The organism is Lactobacillus sp. 23-2, from assembly GCF_044902225.1.
Lineage (GTDB): Bacteria > Bacillota > Bacilli > Lactobacillales > Lactobacillaceae > Lactobacillus > Lactobacillus absianus.
In genome coordinates this window covers 93,454-113,772 of sequence record NZ_JAOQBX010000004.1, presented here as the reverse complement: position 1 = coordinate 113,772, position 20,319 = coordinate 93,454, and the positions used below count along the sequence as shown (strand labels likewise).

The 20,319-nt window shown below is 46.4% G+C and carries 21 protein-coding genes; 15 read left to right on the top strand and 6 right to left on the bottom strand.

Going from position 1 to position 20,319, the window contains the following annotated elements:
- Positions 1–74: 74 nt before the first annotated feature.
- Positions 75–893, top strand: coding sequence for a hypothetical protein (locus OCH80_RS02865; protein ID WP_404537737.1), 819 nt, complete (start codon positions 75–77; stop codon positions 891–893).
- Positions 894–936: 43 nt separating this feature from the next.
- Complete coding sequence (locus OCH80_RS02860) at positions 937–1,485, top strand: GNAT family N-acetyltransferase (protein ID WP_015450220.1); 549 nt, start codon at positions 937–939, stop codon at positions 1,483–1,485.
- A gap of 448 nt (positions 1,486–1,933) precedes the next feature.
- Here the strand turns inward: OCH80_RS02860 and OCH80_RS02855 are convergent, their stop codons facing one another.
- Positions 1,934–2,605 carry a hypothetical protein gene (locus OCH80_RS02855; protein ID WP_404537735.1) on the bottom strand — a complete coding sequence of 224 codons (672 nt, stop codon included), beginning with the start codon at positions 2,603–2,605 and terminating at the stop codon, positions 1,934–1,936.
- 267 nt (positions 2,606–2,872) lie between these two features.
- Complete coding sequence (locus OCH80_RS02850; protein WP_154546907.1) at positions 2,873–3,058, bottom strand: hypothetical protein; 186 nt, start codon at positions 3,056–3,058, stop codon at positions 2,873–2,875.
- Positions 3,059–3,549: 491 nt separating this feature from the next.
- Here OCH80_RS02850 and OCH80_RS02845 point away from each other — a divergent pair, with 491 nt between their 5' ends.
- From OCH80_RS02845 to OCH80_RS02815, 7 genes are read left to right on the top strand one after another with little or no spacing between them, the layout of a single operon-like run.
- Positions 3,550–4,743, top strand: coding sequence for an ABC-three component system protein (locus OCH80_RS02845; protein ID WP_154546908.1), 1,194 nt, complete (start codon positions 3,550–3,552; stop codon positions 4,741–4,743).
- Complete coding sequence (locus OCH80_RS02840) at positions 4,740–4,988, top strand: ABC-three component system middle component 7 (protein WP_154546909.1); 249 nt, start codon at positions 4,740–4,742, stop codon at positions 4,986–4,988. Before OCH80_RS02845 ends, OCH80_RS02840 begins: the two co-directional genes overlap by 4 nt.
- Positions 4,951–6,627: a DUF2326 domain-containing protein gene (locus OCH80_RS02835; protein WP_154546910.1), complete on the top strand. Its 1,677-nt coding sequence runs from the start codon at positions 4,951–4,953 to the stop codon at positions 6,625–6,627. The genes OCH80_RS02840 and OCH80_RS02835 overlap by 38 nt, the downstream gene beginning before the upstream one ends.
- Before the next feature lie 16 nt (positions 6,628–6,643).
- Entirely contained in the window at positions 6,644–6,898 is a 255-nt protein-coding gene (locus OCH80_RS02830) for a helix-turn-helix domain-containing protein (protein WP_404537770.1), read from the top strand.
- Positions 6,898–8,922, top strand: coding sequence for an N-6 DNA methylase (locus OCH80_RS02825; protein ID WP_404537732.1), 2,025 nt, complete (start codon positions 6,898–6,900; stop codon positions 8,920–8,922). Before OCH80_RS02830 ends, OCH80_RS02825 begins: the two co-directional genes overlap by 1 nt.
- On the top strand, positions 8,922–10,307 hold the full coding sequence (locus OCH80_RS02820; protein ID WP_404537731.1) for a restriction endonuclease subunit S: 1,386 nt from the start codon (positions 8,922–8,924) through the stop codon (positions 10,305–10,307). Before OCH80_RS02825 ends, OCH80_RS02820 begins: the two co-directional genes overlap by 1 nt.
- A 2-nt stretch (positions 10,308–10,309) precedes the next feature.
- Positions 10,310–13,405: a type I restriction endonuclease subunit R gene (locus OCH80_RS02815; RefSeq protein ID WP_404537729.1), complete on the top strand. Its 3,096-nt coding sequence runs from the start codon at positions 10,310–10,312 to the stop codon at positions 13,403–13,405.
- A 424-nt stretch (positions 13,406–13,829) separates the two neighbouring features.
- Here the strand turns inward: OCH80_RS02815 and OCH80_RS02810 are convergent, their stop codons facing one another.
- Both OCH80_RS02810 and OCH80_RS02805 read right to left on the bottom strand, forming a co-directional pair.
- On the bottom strand, positions 13,830–14,198 hold the full coding sequence (locus tag OCH80_RS02810; RefSeq protein ID WP_404537727.1) for a hypothetical protein: 369 nt from the start codon (positions 14,196–14,198) through the stop codon (positions 13,830–13,832).
- A 310-nt stretch (positions 14,199–14,508) separates the two neighbouring features.
- The gene (locus OCH80_RS02805; RefSeq protein ID WP_206987667.1) at positions 14,509–14,823 is read right to left on the bottom strand and encodes a hypothetical protein; all 315 of its coding nucleotides are present in this window, start codon (positions 14,821–14,823) and stop codon (positions 14,509–14,511) included.
- A gap of 149 nt (positions 14,824–14,972) precedes the next feature.
- Between OCH80_RS02805 and OCH80_RS02800 the strand changes: the two genes are divergently transcribed.
- The 6 genes from OCH80_RS02800 to OCH80_RS02775 all read left to right on the top strand — a co-directional run bounded on the left by OCH80_RS02800 (position 14,973) and on the right by OCH80_RS02775 (position 19,008).
- Positions 14,973–15,353, top strand: a complete 381-nt coding sequence (locus OCH80_RS02800; protein WP_154546916.1) for a hypothetical protein — start codon at positions 14,973–14,975, stop codon at positions 15,351–15,353.
- A 68-nt stretch (positions 15,354–15,421) separates the two neighbouring features.
- Complete coding sequence (locus tag OCH80_RS02795) at positions 15,422–15,649, top strand: hypothetical protein (RefSeq protein WP_404537725.1); 228 nt, start codon at positions 15,422–15,424, stop codon at positions 15,647–15,649.
- A gap of 146 nt (positions 15,650–15,795) precedes the next feature.
- Positions 15,796–17,724, top strand: coding sequence for a heavy metal translocating P-type ATPase (locus OCH80_RS02790; RefSeq protein WP_404537723.1), 1,929 nt, complete (start codon positions 15,796–15,798; stop codon positions 17,722–17,724).
- Between the two features lie 22 nt (positions 17,725–17,746).
- Positions 17,747–17,974 (top strand): heavy-metal-associated domain-containing protein, encoded by a 228-nt coding sequence (locus tag OCH80_RS02785; protein ID WP_404537721.1) that lies wholly within the window; start codon positions 17,747–17,749, stop codon positions 17,972–17,974.
- An 80-nt stretch (positions 17,975–18,054) separates the two neighbouring features.
- Complete coding sequence (locus OCH80_RS02780) at positions 18,055–18,333, top strand: iron-sulfur cluster repair di-iron protein, ric (RefSeq protein WP_236158650.1); 279 nt, start codon at positions 18,055–18,057, stop codon at positions 18,331–18,333.
- Positions 18,334–18,357: 24 nt separating this feature from the next.
- Positions 18,358–19,008, top strand: a complete 651-nt coding sequence (locus tag OCH80_RS02775) for a Crp/Fnr family transcriptional regulator (RefSeq protein WP_404537719.1) — start codon at positions 18,358–18,360, stop codon at positions 19,006–19,008.
- A gap of 131 nt (positions 19,009–19,139) precedes the next feature.
- Here the strand turns inward: OCH80_RS02775 and OCH80_RS02770 are convergent, their stop codons facing one another.
- A complete protein-coding gene (locus OCH80_RS02770; RefSeq protein WP_404537717.1) occupies positions 19,140–19,400 on the bottom strand; it encodes a SemiSWEET family transporter in 261 nt (86 codons plus the stop codon).
- Complete coding sequence (locus tag OCH80_RS02765) at positions 19,390–20,319, bottom strand: ROK family protein (RefSeq protein WP_404537715.1); 930 nt, start codon at positions 20,317–20,319, stop codon at positions 19,390–19,392. Before OCH80_RS02765 ends, OCH80_RS02770 begins: the two co-directional genes overlap by 11 nt.

The following is a 20,319-nucleotide window of genomic DNA, read 5'->3' as shown; positions in this document are numbered from 1 at the left end:
AAAGCCACTTGGAATAAGACAAGAACGTATTCCAAGATATAAATCAGGATTTGGCTCAGCCTACGAAGGAGTGGTTGGATACACTCACTGAGAAACAGATCCTTGCGGTTATTGTATGGCATTTCAGGAGAGATCATTTTAGTGAAGGTAGCTGGATCGCAGATTCTGGAGCTGATGGACATATGGCTGTATTGGTGGATGCATTGTTGGGAAGATGCGAGCGACAGGGTTTAATTATGAAGACAAAGACAATAGAAACCGACGGAATTACATATATAGAGCCTGTTCCCGGAGCCACAAGTGAGTGGTATTACGGTATGGATTATGAACACGGTGATCTTTACGAGGCCGAAGAACTGTTTAAGGATGGACATGTGGTAAAAGGAAGAAAGCTTTGTCTTGTCCATTTTCCGGACGGAGAGGTTTTCTTTCCAGTTCCGAAGACAGAGGGGCATTATAGCGAAAAACCGATATTCTTTGACGGCGGAATATATATGCTTGATGTGGATTTTCCAAATGGAGTGATCAGGATTGTCAGATTCGACAGCAGAGATCATCAGGTAAGCATTCATACGGAGCTTCCGCTTTCATCAGTGAAGGATTGTTATAATCTGCAGCTGCGTATCAGTCCACTTACGCTTTTGAGACAGAGCGGTAATGAATTGGATATTGTTTGGCCGGAGAAGGTCAGCCTTTCAATGGAGGATCATGATTCCTTCTTTTTACGGGATGGAGAGAAACTGTTCTTTAACAGATGGTTTGAAGAAGGGGAAGACGTGGATTACAAGTACTGGGAGGAGACTATAGTTCGGGATCTTAATGGAAATGTAATTGAGATATTTCCCGGGGATGTAATGCAGATGCCAAATGGAGAAATGTGGTACTTGAAGTAGATTCTTAAGAGAAGATGACAAATCGAAAGTTAGAGGATTAGACATGAATCATTGTGGAACCTATACGATAGAAACGAAAAGGCTGTTGTTAAGAGAATTTATGGTCGAAGATGCAGAGGCCATGTTTCAGAATTGGGCATCAGACAAAGAGGTTACAAAGTTTCTGACATGGCCTGCTTATACCAGTTTGGATACCGCAATTCATATATTGAATGAATGGACTGCGTCCTATGAAAAGCCGGACTTTTATCAGTGGGCAATTGTGCCGAAAAATCTCAACGAACCGATTGGTTCAATATCTGTTGTATCAATCAATGAAAAAACGCAGATGGCAGAAATTGGTTACTGCATTGGCAGACCGTGGTGGAACCGTGGAATAACTTCGGAAGCGTTGAGTGCAGTAATTAATTTTATGTTCGATCAGGTCGGTGCGAATCGCGTCCAGGCAAAACACGATGTAAATAATCCTCATTCAGGACTGGTTATGAAAAAATGCGGAATGAAGTATGAAGGTACCCTAAGAAGCGCGGCTGTAAATAATCAGGGCGTCTGCGATGTGAGCATCTATGCATTATTAAAGTCAGATCGATAACTTCCAGTTCAATGTGGTTTGCAATGTCGCTGATATCATTGAAGGTAATGGAGCATCATATTTCTGACAAATTCCCGAACAGCATGTCCCTACCTTGACCAATTCCCAGACAGCATGAACCAGTATGATTATTTTTTCTACTGTCTCGGGGCATGTTGAGACCGTGGCTCTGCTAACGAGAGTAAATTGAAAGAGGGCTGGAAAAGCCCGTGTTTAAGCCATTTCTGCGGCATTCGTCTTTCTGAGAAGAGAGGCGGGTGTCGCTTTTTCTTTTTGAAAAAATGTGAAAGTTGGTCTGGCGTGACTGTGGGAAGGCTATTTTGATGAATTTTTAACTGGCGAGACTGTAGCTTTGCTATTTTCGGAGGTTGTGACTGTGGAAAGGCTATTTGACCAGGAATAGAAAAAAGGCGATGCAGAATCATCATCTGCACCGCCTCCCATCGTGTTAATCCTCTTTGAAAAATTCGCTTTCCAGCTTCTTTATCCGCTTCCGATCGGAATAGATTGTGTTGCTGGGAAGATTCAGCATTTCATGAATTTCCTTCACACTATAACCTTCATCCTCGAGCAGCTTGATTTTAGCCAGCTTCTTCTGATGCTTCGCAAGAAAGTTAATAAGCTCGTCGTATAAAATACGCCCCATAGCTTCAGTGCTCGTGATGTCCTCTGTGGCAGGTTTCCAGTTGCTGTTCTTCTTCAGGTCTTCGATATAGGATGTTTGATTTGTCTCCATATCCTTCCCGGCATTTGGACAGCAGGTGCAGGATGCCCTGCGGCAGATGATCGGTGTTCCATGAGCACCTTCAACACGGCACTTATGTGAACGAAGGTTACGCTTATCCTCCGACCAGTCAGGCCGCATCATCGCATTGAACAGTTCCTCAAGGACGGGTACCATGTAGCATTTGTACTGACGACTGCCTTTCCACCACATGCGAATAAGTTCTGGTACAAAACTGTGTGCTGAGGTGTCAGCAGTCTCAATATCCATCGGATACATCCGGTATCCGTCAGGAGGCACGATTTCAACTCGTCCATCCTCATAGGTCTTAACTTCTACTGTTGCATAAATTCTGCCGTTTTCATAAAAATTTACTCTTTTGACTTTGATTGCCATCTTGGCGTCCTCGTTTCTTTCCGAAACGGGGAGCCGGTGATGACAGATTCAATTTTTCCTTCATTCAGGCCACCTAAGCGGGTTACCCCGTTTCTAATCAGCGTCCAGCCGTGCATGAAGCTGAACCAAATTTGTCTTGTTGCCTGCTCCATCCGGAGATGCACTCGTCTATCCGCGGTAGGGCGCACCGAGTGGAGCAGGGAATTCCCTTGCCTTGTCCTGATCGTTAGCTGGACGATAGGACCGAAGGACTTTCGTATTCAGTTGTCAGTCGTAGTTCTCGATGTAGGCATAAAGCTCAGAGAATACTTCTTCGTAGTCGCCCGGATTCAGGTCGTAGATGCTTCTTGCACCATGTTCCCTGAGAATGAAGTGAACAACTTCTCTTCCGCAGATACCGGCAACCTCGTCTGCTGTGTTTTCCAGATTGATAATCCAGTCTTTGTTTGACATGCTTTTGTCTCCTTTTGTCATGGAGGCTTGCTTACCCTATGAACAATGTCCTCGTTTGCAGGTGCATCACCAAACGTTCGGGTCAGCCTTGATCAGGGGCTATTGCTTGGCGGTGACATGTTTTCTGAAATAGGAGCGTAGGTTGGTCTCTTATTTCAGATGTGCTCATCTCATCTGCTCGAGCCATCTCTGTGCACGAGAGTGAGCATCTGTGAAGGGTGGACAGTTTAACGACATATCCAGGTCATTGGATTTTCGACTTTCGGCTTCCAGAGTCTTGATGTCACTTTGAAAAAGCAAATATTTACGTGATCACGCAAATAAATTCCTTTAAGGATAGAAATAAACACGATATTCTACTATGCTGTTAGATGTAAGGCGTTCCCTCTATCTGCAAATAATTCTAAAAAAATCGCCGGCAATAGTATTTGCCAGCGATTTACCACCAATTTACCAGTGATTTTCCGGACGCCCAGTTTTGGAGGTGTAATGTGAGTGAACTAAATACGGCTTCTTATATACTGACCCTTCGATCTGGCCTTTCGGCGAACGGAGGAAAAGAAGCTGCAGCGAATCTGATTCTTGGGACAATCAATAATCAAGATTATGTTCGAGAACATGGATATGAAGAGGATCTCTCTTCCAAAAAGATAAGCCGAGTGTTAGGAGAACTGGCTAATACACCTGATGGTATTAAACAGGCATCAGTTATCCCTGAAGTGATAGATGAGACTATTGAAAATTTTAACAAAGACGTGATTCCAGATTTGAATCCTCATCTGAAGGACGATACTTTGGCAAACATCAGAAAACTCATCAGGTGCGATGTGACGATTTCGGAGCCAAAGAAGGAATCTCTTCTGAATTATTACAAGCATGGGCAGACTACTAAATTTCTTGCTTACACCTTTTTATATGCAGTTAATAAACCCAACATAGTGAGAGAAGGTGAAGAAGTTCAAGTTGACGACATACCGTTCCTTGCAGAGGTGGGGTATGAATGCCCGTTGTGCCATAAGGAGCTTGTTGAGCAGGTGCGCGGTAGGGCAAGAAAAAAGTATAGGATTACTCAGATCTTTCCGAATGACCTGGATGATAACACAGCAGCGGAGTTTGAGGCAGAATATCCAAAGCCGTTGAACTTGAATGCTCCAGAAAACTTAATAGCCCTGAATGAAGAGGAGTCCAGCGATTACTTGTTTGATCCATCAGTGGAGCTTTATAAGAAGTTATATGAGACTAAGAGGGCTCTGGTTAAAAGCCACCAAGCAAAGATGAATGTAAACCAGGAACAGCTGGAAGAAGAGATCAGAACTGTCCTAGATGCAGTTATGGATTTACAGGACCAGCCAGCGACTGAGCCGCTTAACTTTGATGCCCTGCATGTTGATGAAAAAATCAAAGAGCCATTCGTACTACGGAAAACCGTGAGGGACGAGGCGATTACTTATTACAGCTATATTGAGAAGGTGTTCAGGGATTCTAATGCAAACTTTGATGTCATTGCTTCGCAAATAAAAGCTAGTTCAAAGATGCTGGAGAGTTCTGGACTTTCTCAGAAAGAAGTGATAAGTCAGCTCTCCGAATGGATCAGACATCGTGCTGGGCTCGGAGACGATGCAGAGATGGCCAGCAATATAGTTGTTTCGTTTTTTGTTCAAAACTGTGAGGTGTTCCATTCATGAAATTTCCAAGCAAGGTTACCCCATATAAAGAAAGTTCAATCGCAAAGATGCCGGTCATATTAAATGCACTTGAAAAGTGTGATATGACTCCAAAGGAGCTTTATGGAAAGGTAAAGAATAAGATGTCAGGTATACAGGAGTTCATTGACCTTTTGGATAGTCTGTATGCCATGAGAAAGATAGATGAAAAGGAGGGCGCCATTCATTATGTTGACGGAAATAAGATGCGAAAAATTTGTAAGTAATGGTCAGCCCAGAGAACCTATAGAATTTCATCCAGGCCTGAATGTTGTTCTGGGGGATGACAATGGATCAAATTCTATAGGAAAGTCGACATTCCTTATGATAATTGATTTCGTCTTCGGAGGAAAAGATTATATCAAGAAGAGCAAGGATGTGCAGGAAAATATTGGAGAACACAATATTTGCTTTGCATTCGACTTCGAAGGCGAGAAATACTATTTCAGCAGGAATACTGTTCACTATATGCAAGTGCAGAAATGTGACGAAAAATATCAGCCACTTGCGAATACAGAACCATTAAGTTTGGATGCATATAATGATTTTCTCAAGAGCAAATACAACATCAGCAAGGAATGCTCAAGTTGGAGAGGTGCAGTCTCAAGATTTATTCGAGTTTATAAAAGAGAAACACTAAATGAAAATCATCCACTAAAGTCAGCAACATCGGAGTCTGCAGATAAGGCAATCAAAAGTTTTATGAAACTTTGGGGTAGGTACGAAGTTGTAGAAAAACAGATAAATGCGGCAAGTCAAGCAGCTGATGAAATGGATGCCTTTAATAAGGCACAGCGGTATAACCAGATTCGTAGTGCCAGAAATAAAAAGGAATTTGAAAAAAATAATAAACAGATTAAGTCCCTGCAGGATAAAGAGAAAGACTTAGTAAAGAACAGCAATGAGGGCCTTTTAAATCTAGATGGTATGCAGGCACAGAGACTTTCTGAGCTGCAGACTCAGATAGTTCATTTTCAGCGTGAAGCAGCTCAGGTACGCCACGATCTTAATAATGTTAGACGTGATATGACTGGTGAAAAGAAGAGCTTTACGAAAGGATTTGGTGAATTAGAACGATTCTTTCCGAATGAGGACTTCCGTTTGCTTGAGGAGATAGAAGCTTTTCATAAGCGCTTATCTAAAGTGCTGCAGGATGAATACAAGGATGCCGAGCGAAAACTCGCGACTTCCTACATGACGTTGAATAACGAAATTGTAAGGCTCAAAGAGGAAGTGGCTTCAATAAAGAAGATCCCGAATGTATCGACAGCTATTTTGAAAGAGTATGCCAGAATTATGACCGAACTCAATAATCTTCAGGAAGCGAATAAGAACTATGAAGAACATGAACGACTTAATAAAGTGGCAAAGGAATATGCTGAGAATCGTGACAATGTTATCAAGGATCAGTTGTTTGCCATTCAATCTGCAATCAACCAGGAAATGCGTGCGATAACCAATCAGATTCTTGGCAGAGGAAAGCAGTCGCCAATATTAAAACTTGAAGGATTAAAAAAGTATTCCTTCGAGACACCTAATGACGGCGGAACCGGAGCACAGTTTAGAGGGGTTATTACTTTTGATCTTGCAAATCTGCGATTGACAACTCTTCCATTCATTGTTCATGACTCAGTTGTTTTAAAAAACCTATCAAAAGATACGCTGGCGAAGATTGTGAAACAGTATGCTTCATTTTCATCACAAGAAGGAATGGAAAAGAAACAGATCTTTATTTCATATGACTCCTTGGATTCTTATGATGCAGATACTGAAAAGATCATGAAAGATCATGCAGTATTGGAGTTATCACCGAATGGCAATGAGCTGTTCGGATGGCCTTGGAACAAGGAAGCGGAGACAAAGTGATATGAAGAAGGAAAAAATGAAATTAGAAACACAGTTTAGTTATAACAAGCTGTGGAAACTTCTAATAGATCGTGGCTTGAAGAAACAGGATCTTCAGAAAATGAGCCATGTGAGTGCGGCATCAATTGCTAAGATGGGACGTTGCGAGAATGTTACAACAGAAATTTTACTTCGGATCTGCGAAGCACTTGACTGTGAAGCGCAGGATATTATGGAGCGAGTAGAAATTCCTAAAAATAATGAAAAGCAGAAAAGCACGGAGGAACAATAATGGATAACCAGGAGTACAACTCGATAGTCAGTTTTATATGGGGAATCGCAGACGATTGCCTGCGCGACGTCTATGTCCGTGGCAAATACCGTGACGTTATTCTGCCGATGACAGTCATTCGCCGCCTTGATGCAATGCTTGAAGGAACAAAGAAAGCCGTCCTTACCATGAAGAAACAGCTAGACGCTGCCAAGATCGACAATCAGTGGCCTGCACTCTGCAATGCAGCTGGACAAGCGTTCTGCAATGCTTCGCCATTCCTTTTAAAGGATCTGACGAGCCGCTCGAAGAAGCAGACACTTGAAGCCGACTTCAGGGCATACCTGGACGGTTTCTCTCCGAACGTTCAGGAGATCCTCGACAAGTTCAAATTCCGCGACCAGATCAGAACTATGGTCGATGCGGATATCCTTGGTGCGATCATCGAAAAGTTCACGTCATCGGATATCAACCTCAGCTCGAATCCTGTCTATAAGGACGCGGAGAAAAAGATCGTGAAGCTGCCGGGACTCGATAACCACGGCATGGGAACAATCTTCGAAGAATTAATTCGCCGCTTTAACGAAGAAAACAACGAGGAAGCCGGAGAACACTGGACGCCGCGTGACGTTGTCGAGCTCATGGCAGACCTTGCGTTTTACCCGGTGGAGGACAAGATTCTGGATGCATCGTACTCCTGCTATGACGGGGCGTGCGGGACAGGTGGAATGCTTACAGTTGCACAGGCACGGCTTTTGACTCTCGCAAAGCGCCGGGGCAAGAACGTCTCCATTCACCTGTTTGGGCAAGAGATTAATCCGGAGACTTATGCGATTTGCAAGGCGGACATGCTCCTCAAAGGCGATGGTGAGGAAGCTGAGCACATTTCTTATGGATCAACCTTGTCGCTGGACGGAAACTCCTCTCGTCAATTCGACTTCATGCTCTCCAATCCGCCGTACGGCAAGAGCTGGAAAACAGATGCAGACAAACTGGGTGGCAAGAGTGAAATCCTAGACACTCGTTTTAATGCATACCTTCCCGGCGGTGAGGAGCTAAAGATGATCCCGCGCACAAGTGATGGACAGCTTCTCTTCCTGCTCAACAACGTATCCAAGATGAAAACCGACACAGAACTCGGCAGTCGCATCATCGAAGTCCATAACGGCTCATCCCTGTTCACGGGCGACGCAGGAAGCGGCGAAAGCAACGCACGCAGATATCTAATCGAGCGCGATCTGGTAGAGGCCATCATCGCATTGCCTGACAACATGTTCTACAACACAGGTATTGGCACATACATTTGGGTGCTTTCCAATAAGAAGGAAGAACGCCGCAAAGGGAAGATTCAACTCATCGACGCGACCAACATGAAGAGCCCGTTGCGCAAGAACATGGGCAATAAGAACTGTGAATTCACGCCGGAAATCCGTAAGGAAATTGTTCGCATTTTCCTTGACATGGAGGAAAGCGATGTAAGCATGATATTCGATAACAGTGAGTTCGGTTACTGGAATGTGACCGTCGAGCGCCCGTTGCGCCTGCGCGTATTCCCGGAACGAGAAATCCCTGAAAAAAATGAAAAGGGGAAGCTTTTGTTTAAGAAAGCGACAGATCTTGAAACGGTAAGAAAGGCGGTCGCCGATGTGCCGAATGACACACCACTTGACGATTGGGACGCTTTTGCCAAGGCGACAAAGCTCAAAAAAACGCAGCTCAAGAAGATCCGTCCGTTTATCACGGAAGCTGATCCACATGCAAAAGAGGTTGAAGGCGAATCCGATCCGAACCTCCGCGACTCGGAAAACATCCCGTTCAACTACGATGGCGGGATCGATGCGTTCATCGAAAAGGAAGTCAAGCCATACGCGCCGGACGTCTTCGTGGATGAAAGCAAGACAAAGATCGGTTACGAGATCAGCTTCACGAAGTACTTCTACAAGCCGGTGCAACTCCGTGATATGGGGGACATCCTTGCCTCACTTGAAGAGCTCGAAAAGGAATCGGATGGCGTCATGGATGAGATCATGGAGGGGCTGAAGTAATGTTGGAATACAGTTCTTATAAAAATTCATCCTATGATTGGCTTGGTCAAATTCCCGCTCACTGGAAAGAAAAGTTCTTAGAGCAGACTGCATCTGAGAAATGCATTAAGAATATCGGTGGTACAGTTAAGCAAGTTTTGTCCTTAAGCTATGGAGAAATTAAGAAGAAGAGTGATTTAAACAAGGGATTAATCGCACAAGATTTGTCGACGTATCAAATTATTGAACCCGGCGATATCATTATGCGTCTTACTGATTTGCAAAACGATCATAAAAGTCTTCGTACTGGCCTAGTTAATGATAATGGAATCATCACTGCAGCATATTTGTGTCTCGTTCCAAGAATGAATTCCGGATACCTACACTACTTACTGCATGCCTATGACGTTCAAAAAGTCTTTTATGGCATGGGAGGAGGCGTTAGGCAATCTATTGGGTTCAAAGACATCCGCCACATGTATATTCCCGTTCCTCCCCGCGCTGAGCAGGATCAGATTGTGCGCTTCCTCGATTGGAAGGTCTCTGAGATCAACAAGCTGATTGGAATACGCCGGAAGGAAATACAGGAATTCAATCAACTGAAGAACACGGTTATTACTAAAACTGTAACTACAGGACTAAAACGAGAAGAAATGTGTGGGACAGATAATAGCTACTATCGGATGATTCCAAAAGGATGGCGAATTACGAAAACACTCCGTGTCCTTTCACAACCGCTGACGGACGGCCCACATACAACTCCACAGTTATATGAGGAGGGTATCCCCTTTGTTTCTGCAGAAGCTGTTTCGTGTGGTAATGGAAAAATTGATTTTAATCATATTCGAGGATTTATTTCTCAGGACTTTTATGAAGAATGTTGTAAGAAATATGTGCCTAAGATTGATGATATATACATGATCAAATCAGGCGCGACTACTGGACGAGTATCAATTGTAGATACAGATAGAATATTTACTATATGGTCTCCACTTGCCGTTTTCCGTTGTAATCAAGAAGTGATGTTACCGCGTTTTCTCTTTTACGCTTTGCAGGCTTTGCCATATCAACAACAGGTGCAGGATGGTTGGTCATATGGTACTCAGCAAAACATCGGCATGAGAGTATTGGAACAGTTAAAACTTGCTTATCCTGATGTTACTGAGCAAGAGAAAATTGCTTGTTATTTGGACGATAAATGCGACATGCTTGATAAAGCTATTCAATTAGCAGAAAGCAAAATAAAAGCGCTTCAGGAGCTAAAATCAACAATCATCTCGGATGCTGTCACCGGCAAAATCGATGTCCGCAATGTTACTGTTCCCGAGTATGAACACGTAGATGACGTCGTTGACGATGATTCGGAGAATAACGAAGAAACAGAGACCGACGGAGAGGAGGCTTGATCATGGCTTTTACGGATAAAACCGAGAAGGGCTTTGAGACGATAATCGTGAACTGGCTCGTGGAGCAGAATGGCTACGAGCAGGGAACGAATGATGATTACAACAAGGAATACACCGTAGACGAAACCCGCCTCTTCCGGTTCCTGAATGATACGCAGCCGAGGGAAATGGCAAAGCTTGGTGTAAATAACAGCGAACAGAAAAAGCGGCATTTTCTAAACCGCCTCTCCGGAGAGATTGCCAAGCGCGGCATTATTGATGTTCTGCGAAACGGCGTGAAGGAATACCCGGCTGATCTCATCATGTTCTACTTTACGCCGACGGAAAACAACGAGAAGTCGAAGCAGATGTTTGAAAAGAATATCTTCAGTGTGACACGGCAGCTTCGCTATTCCATCGACGCTTCAAAGCTCGCACTCGACCTTTGCCTATTCATCAATGGTCTTCCGGTCGTCACGATTGAGCTCAAGAATCATTTCACTGGTCAGTCGACAGCAGATGCCGTTGAGCAGTATAAGGAAGATCGCGATCCGCGGGAACCGCTGTTCTCGTTCAAACGGTGCATGGTGCATTTCGCGGTAGACGACCAGACCGTCATGTTTTGCACGAAGCTTGCTGGTAAAGACAGCTGGTTCCTGCCATTCAACAAGGGCTATAACGATGGCGCGGGCAATCCGCCGAATCCGGACGGCATCATGACAGACTATCTGTGGAAGGACATTCTGACGAAGTGGAAGCTCTCCCGCATTATTGAGAATTACTCTCAGGTCGTCGTTGATGTCGATCCAGATACTAAGAAAAAATCGGTTAAACAGATTTGGCCGCGTTATCACCAATTAGACTGCGTTGAAAAGCTGCTCGCAGATGTGAAAGAAAACGGTGTTGGAAAGCGCTATCTCATCCAGCACAGTGCAGGCTCAGGAAAGTCGAATTCTATCGCATGGCTTGCTCACCAGCTGATCGGCCTTGAGCAAGATGGCCATCCGATGATCGATTCCGTTATCGTCGTCACCGACCGCAGGATTCTGGATAAGCAGATCCGCGATACCATCAAGCAGTTCATGCAGGTGAAAAACACGGTCGTTTGGGCGCAGCATTCCAGAGACCTGAAGAAGGCAATCCAGGATGGCAAGCGGATCATTATAACCACGGTTGAGAAGTTCCCGTACATCTCGCAGGAGATCGGTCAGGAACATATCAATAATCATTTTGCCATTATCATCGATGAGGCCCACTCAGGCCAGAGTGGGCGCAATTCCGCGAATATGAATCTGGCGCTTTCCGGCATGGCTTCAGACAACGAAATGGACAATGAAGACAAGATCAATGCGATTGTCGAGGGCCGGAAGCTCGTAAAGACCGCAAGCTATTTTGCGTTCACCGCGACTCCAAAGAACAAGACCGAGGAGATTTTCGGAACGCCATATGAAGAGGATGGTGAAATCAAGCACAGGCCTTTCCATGTCTACACGATGAAGCAGGCTATTCAGGAAGGCTTCATTCTTGACGTCTTGAAGAACTATACGACGATCGACAGCTGGTACAAGATTGCCAAGAAGGTCGAGGACGATCCGATGTTCGACAAGAAGCGCGCCCAGAAAAAAATGCGTTCCTTTGTAGAGGGGAATCCGGATGTTATCGCCAAGAAAGCAGCCATGATGGTGGATCACTTCCATGAGCAGATTATCGCTAAGAAGAAGCTGAACGGAAAGTCCCGCGCAATGGTAGTGACCGCGAGCATCCCACGCTGCATCGAGACCTACTATGCAATCAACAAGTGCCTTGCAGACAGACATAGTCCGTACAAGGCGATTATCGCTTTCTCCGGCGAGTGCAAATACAACGGACAGGAACCTGCCCTGACATCAGCAGAACTGAACGGGTTCCCAGACGCCAAGATCCCGAAGGAGTTCAAGAAAGATCCGTATCGTCTTCTGGTAGTTGCCGACATGTTCCAGACCGGATTTGATGAGCCGTTGCTGCAGACCATGTATGTGGATAAGCCACTTTATGATATTGCGGCAGTGCAGACACTTTCCCGTCTGAACCGCGCGGCTCCCGGAAAGGACGAAGTCTATGTGCTGGACTTTGCAAACAAGACATCGACGATTCAGGACGCCTTCTCTAAGTTCTACAGGACAACGATACTGTCTGGAGAGACTGATCCGAACAAGCTTTACGACCTGATCACGCTCATGGAGAGCTATCAGGTGTATGACAACGATGATGTAGAGCACGTAGTTGATTTGTTCCTTGGCGGAGCTGAGAGAGACAGGCTTGATCCGCTGCTTGATCCGTGCGTGGCTACCTACAACGAACTCGAAACGGACGATCAGATCAAGTTCAAGAGCGCAGCGAAGTCATTTGTCCGTACATATGGTTTCCTTGGCTCCATTCTTCCTTATGGGAATGTGGACTGGGAAAAGTTGTCGATCTTCCTGAATCTGCTAATACCGAAACTTCCGTCACCTCGTGAGGATGATTTGTCAGAGGGCATTTTGTCTACGATCGATCTGGACAGTTATCGGAATGAAGCACAGGAGGCCGTGGCTATAAAACTGGAGGACGAGGACGCCGAAATTGCTCCGGTCCCTGCCGGAAAGGTCGGCCATATCGTCGAGCCGGAACTTGATCCGCTTTCCGAGATCATCATGGATTTCAACGATACGTTCGGAAATATTCAGTGGAATGACGCTGATAACGTACAGCGCCAAATCCTCCGGATTCCGGCGATGGTTTCTCGTGACAAGAAATACCAGAATGCCATGAAGAATTCTGATGAGCAGGAAGCCCGAACAGAAAGCGAGAACGCCCTGCAGAATGTCATTTTCTCCATCATGGCGGACAACATGGAGCTCTTTAAGCAGTTTCAGGACAATTCGTCATTCAAGAAGTGGCTTACGAATATGGTATTCAACCTGACGTACAACAAGGAAGGGAAACCGTATGAAGCACCAGACGATTTGGATTCTTCGAAGGACATAAGTGGCAATTTTACAAGCCATCGTTACCAGACGGAATCATCCACGAGCGGAATGATGGTAGCCGAGGATAAAGCTACATATAGAGAAAAGAGGGACATCGATTCTAAAAAGTAAACAGACGCAGATAAGGGGAGGCATCAAGCGTGGAGTGATCCAAAACTGTAAAGGACAAGACATTCGATGATTACTTTACAGAGGTGGAGCATTCCGAGACGATCAGCGGAATGGTCCGTCCTGGTTCTCTGCGCCTTTTTTGCCTCAACGTCAGAAACGGGAACATCAAATCATCCGAGGGGTTAGTCTGGCCGATGATTATCCAAGTATTTTGACCATGACAGCTTCTGCAAACAAAATGCTGTCAGGAGGTGCGTACAAGATAGAAGCAAGTATCGTAGTGACGATTTTGAATGTGATCTTAATGGGGATATTTTATTTTCGATACCGAAAAACTAAGCGTATCAAGGCACAAGAACAATAAGAAAAAAGACAGACCAAGGCTCCTCGCTTCCGGCAAATGTGTCGGCGGCGAGGAGCCTTTTTATGCTCTGATGTCGATTGTGATGCCGGACTTCAATTCCACGGTGAAGCGGTAATCGTGAATGGTGATCTGCTGGATCAGCTTTCGAACGAGGCTTTCGTCGAATTCGGTGATTTCGGATTGCTGACTTCCGATGAAGTCCTGCAGCTCGGCGACGCGCTTCCGGGTCTTCTCGCGGCTTCCGGTGTCTGCCTCGTACTGTGATTTCTGCTCGCGCAACGTAAAGAGTTCATCGGCGATGGCATCGTAGTTCTGCTTGCTGTTGGCCTTTCGGATGAGCTCCTTCTGCAGCTCGTCGAGCCTGGCCTGGATACTTTCCGGGCTCATCGTGTCGGCATCCATTATCGTTTTTGCGATGTTCTTCTGCATCTGCCGGAGGAAACCGTCCTTGTCGCTGAGTATTCAGAGGTACAGGAGAAAGCAACTTGATCGGTGACCGACCAAGATAAGCGACCAAGTTAACGGCATACTGGGCCTGGACCTTGATCATAAATCGGCTGAGCAGAGCAGGTCGAGACGATGGCCTCCCTCCTGCCCACTGTGTTATAGGTAGAAAAACACGTGGACCAGTTACCACAGACCCCGCACGTTGAATGCATGACCGTGCTGACTAAGGAATAGCTTATGGCCAATTAACAAAGTCCTTTCACTGCCAGGGATGCTTTTTTTGGTTGATGAGCTAATATTCTACGTCTAAATCGGGCAAAAGTTCCTTGAAAGTTTTACCTTCAAACAAGGGAACGTCTTCTACCAACTTACGGAAATTCTTATTTTGAATTATGACTTTTCCGCTGAGTTCTTCGGCAATCATGTAGCCACCGTCACCGTAGGCGGCGGTAATGATATATCTAATACTGTGATACCAGAAAAGAAAATCCATTGTTAAAGGTGGATCGTCCTTTCTTTCCGGAAATTCGTTCCATGATTCAGATAACATAAAACTTTCCCAAGTGAAAGGCTTATCTTCTTCTACGTGATCTTTGTTTGGCTTCATTCTATTTTCTCCCAAGTTAGATGTTTTGCTTTTTGAATACCCTTAATATACCAGAGTTATCAAGAAAAGCGTAAACTATCTCATAGAAGTATTTTTGGGGAATGTAATGACGATGAAAAAATTTATCTATATGAGGAAGGAAAATATGGATGTATAAGGTAATCGCAATAAAAGAATATGAATTTACGCGAGATATCATGGTTGAAAGTCAAAAATCCAAACAGCAATATACAGTATTTGATGATTCGGATTTAATTGGAAATGATCAATTCTCTTTTGTGAAAGAGCAAGAGATCTATGATTGTAAGATAGGCATACTATACGAAGTAAATCATTCTGGAAAAAAATTTTATGTTTTATCTCGGGAAAAGGTTGGTAAGATGAACTTATTTAGGGTAGCAAATTCAGACGGTGATAACTTTTATTTGCCAGCCACCACAGATGTAAAAATTGGTAGTCAAATTAAATTGATAGTAAAAAGATATGATTTGCTCTCAGTTAATAATGTAATAAACGATAGGGCGTTATAATTTTATGGAATGAAGCACATCGGAAGAATTATTATGGCTACAGCAGCATTAGGAAGTAACGTCCCTTCATGTCTAAGCGTGAAGGGACTTTTTTAGTCCAATTATTTGCTCTTTCGTCCAAAATCGGGCAAAATTGGACGAAAAAAAGAGCTAGTTGGACGAAAGGCTATTACAGCTATGAAAAAGACGTTGACTTAGCCAAGCTGGAAGCCAAGTTCAAGGAAGTCTTCAACGACCATTACGACCAACACGTCACTCTTTCAATTGCGGCTTGTAAAATAAACCGCGTCGACTAAAACTAAGCCATTCAGAGGATCAAATTCCCCTGGATGGCTTTTTTCGTAAAAAAATTTGTAAAAATCCAGATCTTGATAGAAATCAATTGGGGAATTCTGCTTTCCCGGTATATTAAAAGCATCAAAGCAAGGAGGTCGAAAGATCAATGCAAAAATGGTTAATGAAAAATCGCAACCGGCTGACGGCCGCAACGGGCATCTTAATCGTCCTGGCCTTCGCCGCTAAATGGTTATTTAAAAGTGAAACAGCAGAGTCCGGCCTGCTCCTGGCCGCCTCCCTCATCGGCGGCTTCCCGATCGCCATAGAGGCTTGGCAGGCCTTAAAGGTCAAAGTCATCAGTATCGACTTGCTGGTGACCCTGGCCATCTTAGGCGCCTTCGTCATCCAGGAATTCGAAGAATCCGCCATCGTGGCCTTCCTCTTCTTGTTTGGGGCTTACCTTGAACAAAAGACCCTGGCCAAGACCCGGTCAGCCATCAAGGAACTGGTGGAGATGGTGCCGGAAACCGCCCTTCGGCAGACGGCGGACGGCGACTTTGAAGAAGTTGACTTAGATGACTTGGACGAAGGGGACATCCTTTTGGTCAAGACCGGCGGCAAGATCCCGGTTGACGGGGAAGTCGTCGCCGGCTTCGGGACGGCCAACGAAGCCAGCATCACCGGTGAATCTATGCCTTTAGGCAAAAAGCCTGGCGACCCGGTCTATGCCGGTACTATTTTGGAAAACGGGACCATCCGGATCAAGGCGGAAAAAGTCGGGGATGAAACGACTTTTGGCAAGATCATCGAACTGGTCGAAGAAGCCCAGGACTCCAAGTCCCAGGCTGAGCGTCTAATTGACCGCTTCTCTAAGTACTACACCCCAGTCGTCCTGCTCCTGGCCATTATTGTTGGCCTCATCAGCCAAGACCTGGAACTGGCCGTAACCATCCTGGTTCTCGGCTGCCCAGGTGCCTTGGTCATCGGGGTTCCGGTTTCCAACGTGGCCGGAATCGGCAATGGGGCCAAGCAGGGGATCCTTTTTAAAGGCAGTGAAGTCATCACCAAGTTCAGCAAGGTCGACACGATCATGTTCGACAAGACCGGGACCTTGACTTACGGTGACCCCCGGGTCAGCCAGGTGAAAAAGTACGGCCAGGGCCAGCTGGCTGAACAGCTTTTGGTCAGTGTGGAAAAAGAATCTTCCCACCCTTTGGCGAAAGCTATCACTGGCTACTATGAAGACCTGGAAGCTAAAGAAGTTGAAGATTCCCAGGTCCTCCAGGGCGGCGGGATCGTTGCTCAAGTAGCTGGCCAGCAGGTCCTGGTCGGCAACCGCTACCTGCTTGACCAGTACCATGTCCCAGTTACAAAAGAAATGGAAAAGGACATGGAAGAGCTGGCAAGTGCTGGTAATTCCCTGGTTCTGGTGGCCGTAAACGGGCAGCTGGAACTTGCTTTAGGCTTAAAGGACGAGATCCGGGCCGGGGTCAAGGAAGACCTGGCTGCTTTAAAGAAGCTGGGCGTCAAGAACCTGCTCCTCTTGTCCGGTGACAACCAGAAGACGGTTGACCTGGTAGCGGAAGAACTGGGCCTCACTGAGGCATATGGTCAGCTTTTGCCAGAAGACAAGGCGGAATTTGTCAAAAAGCGGCAGGCAGCCGGTGAAATCGTGGCCTTTGTCGGCGACGGGATCAACGACAGTCCGTCACTGGCCCGGGCAGACATCGGGATTGCCATGGGCAGCGGGACTGACGTGGCAATTGAGACTTCAAACGTGGTCCTCATGAACGGCAGCTTTGACCGGATTCCGCGGGCCCTGGCCCTGGCTAAGGCCACCCGGCGGAACATGATTGAGAACATCACTATCGCCCTGGCTGTCGTCGCCGTCCTGCTGGTCAGCGTGTTAGCCAGCTCATGGATGAACATGGCCATCGGGATGTTTGTCCACGAAGGCAGCATCCTGGTTGTAATCTTAAACGCCATGCGTCTTCTGGCCTACCAGTCAAAATTACAAAAATCGCGAAAGTTGATAGAAAACAATTTTTCTCAAGCAGAAGGCCCGTATACTAAGGGCATCGAAAGTATCCAATAGGAAAAAGAAAGGACAAGGAATCATGCAAAAAGCAATTTTACAACTCGAAACTTTAGCCTGCCCGACCTGCATGCAGAAGATCGCGGGGGCCATCGCCAGTGTCGACGGGGTTGAAAAGACCAGCGTCAAGGTCCTCTTCAACGCGAGCAAGGCCAAGGCCAACTTCGACCCGGACAAAACCAATTTGGACACGATCACTCAAGCCGTCAAAAACATCGGCTATGAGGTCTTGAAGGCCAGCGCTAAATAAGAGAAAAAAGCAAAAACAAAGTTAAAAAGAGCAAAAGCAAAAACAAGAAAACGACTGATCAAGAAAAAAGGAGAAAAATAATGATCAAGGAATTTTTTACCAAGAACGATGAAATGTTAGACTTATATACACAGGCAATTACCAAGGCCCACGGCGCCCACCACCCGGAAGTCTTTGAAGTCCGCAAGGTTTACGAAGACATTCAAAAGAAGGTGAAAGCCGGCCAGGAAGACTTAACTGCCGACTTCAGCAAGCTGCGGTCCTTGACCGCGGATTACGCCATTCCGGCCGACGCCTGCGGGGCGATGACTAAGACCTACCAGACCCTGGAAGAATTCGACCACTTGGTCCAGGGCTAATTTTTACCAGCAGAGGAGAGCAAAATGCAGCATATATGTGTCAGCCTGGTTCCCTTATTCGCGGACCTGCCAGAAAAAGACCAGCTTAAGATCAATTCCCTGGCCAGTCACCGGCGCTATCAAAAAGGTGAGACGATTTTTCAGCCAGGGGATGAAAAGCTGCAGATCGTGGCCCGGGGAAACATGAAGGTTTACCAGCTGTCTGCCAGCGGCCGCGAGCAGTTGCTCCGGGTTGCCCAGCCGGGTGACTATGAAGGGGAAAAGCAGCTTTTTGGCCTGGAAAACGACAGCTTCTTCGGCCAGGCCATGGAGAATACGGAAATCTGCAGCTTGAGCAAGGCCGACTTCAACCGGGTCCTCCTGGAAAATCCCCAGCTCTCCCTCAAGCTGCTGGAACTCAATACTCAGAAGCTGCTGGCCACGGAAAGACAGACCCAGTTCCTGGCCATGGAGCGGGTCGAAGAAAGGCTGGCCAGCTACCTGCTCGACTTGGCTAAAGTGGCTGGAAGCGACCAGGTCCAGCTGTCCATGAAGATGAAAGATATTGCCCTTTACTTGGGAACTACTCCCGAAACTCTCTCCCGCAAATTCAAACTCCTCGAAAAAATGGGCTATCTGAAAAGGACAGGCAAGCAGGTAAAAATCCTTGACGAAGACGGCCTGCTGGACTTGTAGCAAATTTTTTAACAGAGAGCAAAACTCCCTCTGGCAGATCAAATGCTAGAGGGAGTTTTTTTGTACCTAATTTTTGCTTTTTGTAAAAGGTTGCGTATAAAGATGGAAAAAAAGAATTATACAGGTATGAATTAGTGCAAGGAAGTTACAAAAGTGATCAGGCCAAAGATAATGCCAGGGACATTGGCGATAAAGACCGGCCAGTCCTTGTACTTCTGCAAAAGGGCGTAGCTGCACCAAAAGGAGCTGTTGATGCAGGCAACCAGCGGCTGCATGGGGTTGCCATATTGGCCGTGCAGGTTGTTGATGATCTGTGGAATGTAGGAGACGTACATCAGAATTGACATGATGCTGGCAATCCGGCCGACAAGCATGGCTTTCTTAGAATTCATTAGCAGCCTCCTTTAAGTCCAAACTGCTCTCTTCTTGCCGCAAAAGCCCGTAGAGGGTTCCTAGCAAGTTAGCGTCATTGCGGTACTTAGCCGCCACGATCTCTGGCTTGGTTAAAGTTTCGCCGATAATGGCGGGATTAGCGGTCAGCCGGTCATAAGCGGCCTGGATCCGGTCAAGCAGGAGGGGCTGGGCGGAAACGCCGCCGCCAATGGCCACCCGGTCGCCGTCAATGATGGTCTGGATGTTCAAGATCAGCTGGGCCAGGTTGAGGCTGTATTGGTCCAAAACCGTCAGAGCTGCCTGGTTGCCGCTGGCCGCGCTGGCAAAAGCTGCCTGCCCGTCCAAAAGGTCGATATTCCCGGCTGCTTGGTTCATGGCCTGAACCATCCCCACGGCTGACCCGTTGTGGGCCACCATTTTTTCATCGCCAGCCGCCGGATCCCGGGTCATCATGAAGCTGAATTCCCCGGCCTGGGCGTGCAGGCCATAGTGAAGCTGGTGACCGATTACGATCCCGCCGCCAACTGCCGTTCCCAAAACGATAACGGCGCCGGTGTCAGTGTCTTTCAAGCTGCCCTGCCAGACTTCAGCTAAAGCCGCGGCCTTGCCGTCGTTTTCAACATGAACCGGCAGGCCGAAGTCGCTGAGCAGGTCGGCAAAATTAATCCCGTCCAGGAAGGGAAGCATCCCTCCAAAGCGCAGGCGCTGGGTCACTGGATCAACCGTGCCCGGCGTGCTGATGGCGATCCCGCTGATCCTGCTTCTGTATTGGCTGACCAGGGACCGGATCTTGCCGGTAAAAGCTTCCGCGACTGCCGGCGTAGAGGATGACTGCTTGTCAGTCAAGTTGCCTTGGTCATCAGCCAGGGCGCTTTTTAACTTGGTGCCCCCGATGTCTAAGCAAAGATAAGTCGTCAT

Excerpts from the sequence above, each read along its gene's own strand:
- OCH80_RS02765 (WP_404537715.1), bottom strand. The coding sequence starts at position 20,319 with ATGACGACTTATCTTTGCTTAGACATCGGGGGCACCAAGTTAAAAAGC.
- OCH80_RS02800 (WP_154546916.1), top strand. The coding sequence starts at position 14,973 with ATGTATAAGGTAATCGCAATAAAAGAATATGAATTTACGCGAGATATC.
- OCH80_RS02770 (WP_404537717.1), bottom strand. The coding sequence starts at position 19,400 with ATGAATTCTAAGAAAGCCATGCTTGTCGGCCGGATTGCCAGCATCATG.
- OCH80_RS02795 (WP_404537725.1), top strand. The coding sequence starts at position 15,422 with ATGTCTAAGCGTGAAGGGACTTTTTTAGTCCAATTATTTGCTCTTTCG.
- OCH80_RS02790 (WP_404537723.1), top strand. The coding sequence starts at position 15,796 with ATGCAAAAATGGTTAATGAAAAATCGCAACCGGCTGACGGCCGCAACG.
- OCH80_RS02835 (WP_154546910.1), top strand. The coding sequence starts at position 4,951 with ATGTTGACGGAAATAAGATGCGAAAAATTTGTAAGTAATGGTCAGCCC.
- OCH80_RS02820 (WP_404537731.1), top strand. The coding sequence starts at position 8,922 with ATGTTGGAATACAGTTCTTATAAAAATTCATCCTATGATTGGCTTGGT.
- OCH80_RS02815 (WP_404537729.1), top strand. The coding sequence starts at position 10,310 with ATGGCTTTTACGGATAAAACCGAGAAGGGCTTTGAGACGATAATCGTG.
- OCH80_RS02855 (WP_404537735.1), bottom strand. The coding sequence starts at position 2,605 with ATGGCAATCAAAGTCAAAAGAGTAAATTTTTATGAAAACGGCAGAATT.
- OCH80_RS02810 (WP_404537727.1), bottom strand. The coding sequence starts at position 14,198 with ATGCAGAAGAACATCGCAAAAACGATAATGGATGCCGACACGATGAGC.
- OCH80_RS02850 (WP_154546907.1), bottom strand. The coding sequence starts at position 3,058 with ATGTCAAACAAAGACTGGATTATCAATCTGGAAAACACAGCAGACGAG.
- OCH80_RS02785 (WP_404537721.1), top strand. The coding sequence starts at position 17,747 with ATGCAAAAAGCAATTTTACAACTCGAAACTTTAGCCTGCCCGACCTGC.
- OCH80_RS02825 (WP_404537732.1), top strand. The coding sequence starts at position 6,898 with ATGGATAACCAGGAGTACAACTCGATAGTCAGTTTTATATGGGGAATC.
- OCH80_RS02830 (WP_404537770.1), top strand. The coding sequence starts at position 6,644 with ATGAAATTAGAAACACAGTTTAGTTATAACAAGCTGTGGAAACTTCTA.
- OCH80_RS02775 (WP_404537719.1), top strand. The coding sequence starts at position 18,358 with ATGCAGCATATATGTGTCAGCCTGGTTCCCTTATTCGCGGACCTGCCA.
- OCH80_RS02860 (WP_015450220.1), top strand. The coding sequence starts at position 937 with ATGAATCATTGTGGAACCTATACGATAGAAACGAAAAGGCTGTTGTTA.
- OCH80_RS02840 (WP_154546909.1), top strand. The coding sequence starts at position 4,740 with ATGAAATTTCCAAGCAAGGTTACCCCATATAAAGAAAGTTCAATCGCA.
- OCH80_RS02805 (WP_206987667.1), bottom strand. The coding sequence starts at position 14,823 with ATGAAGCCAAACAAAGATCACGTAGAAGAAGATAAGCCTTTCACTTGG.
- OCH80_RS02780 (WP_236158650.1), top strand. The coding sequence starts at position 18,055 with ATGATCAAGGAATTTTTTACCAAGAACGATGAAATGTTAGACTTATAT.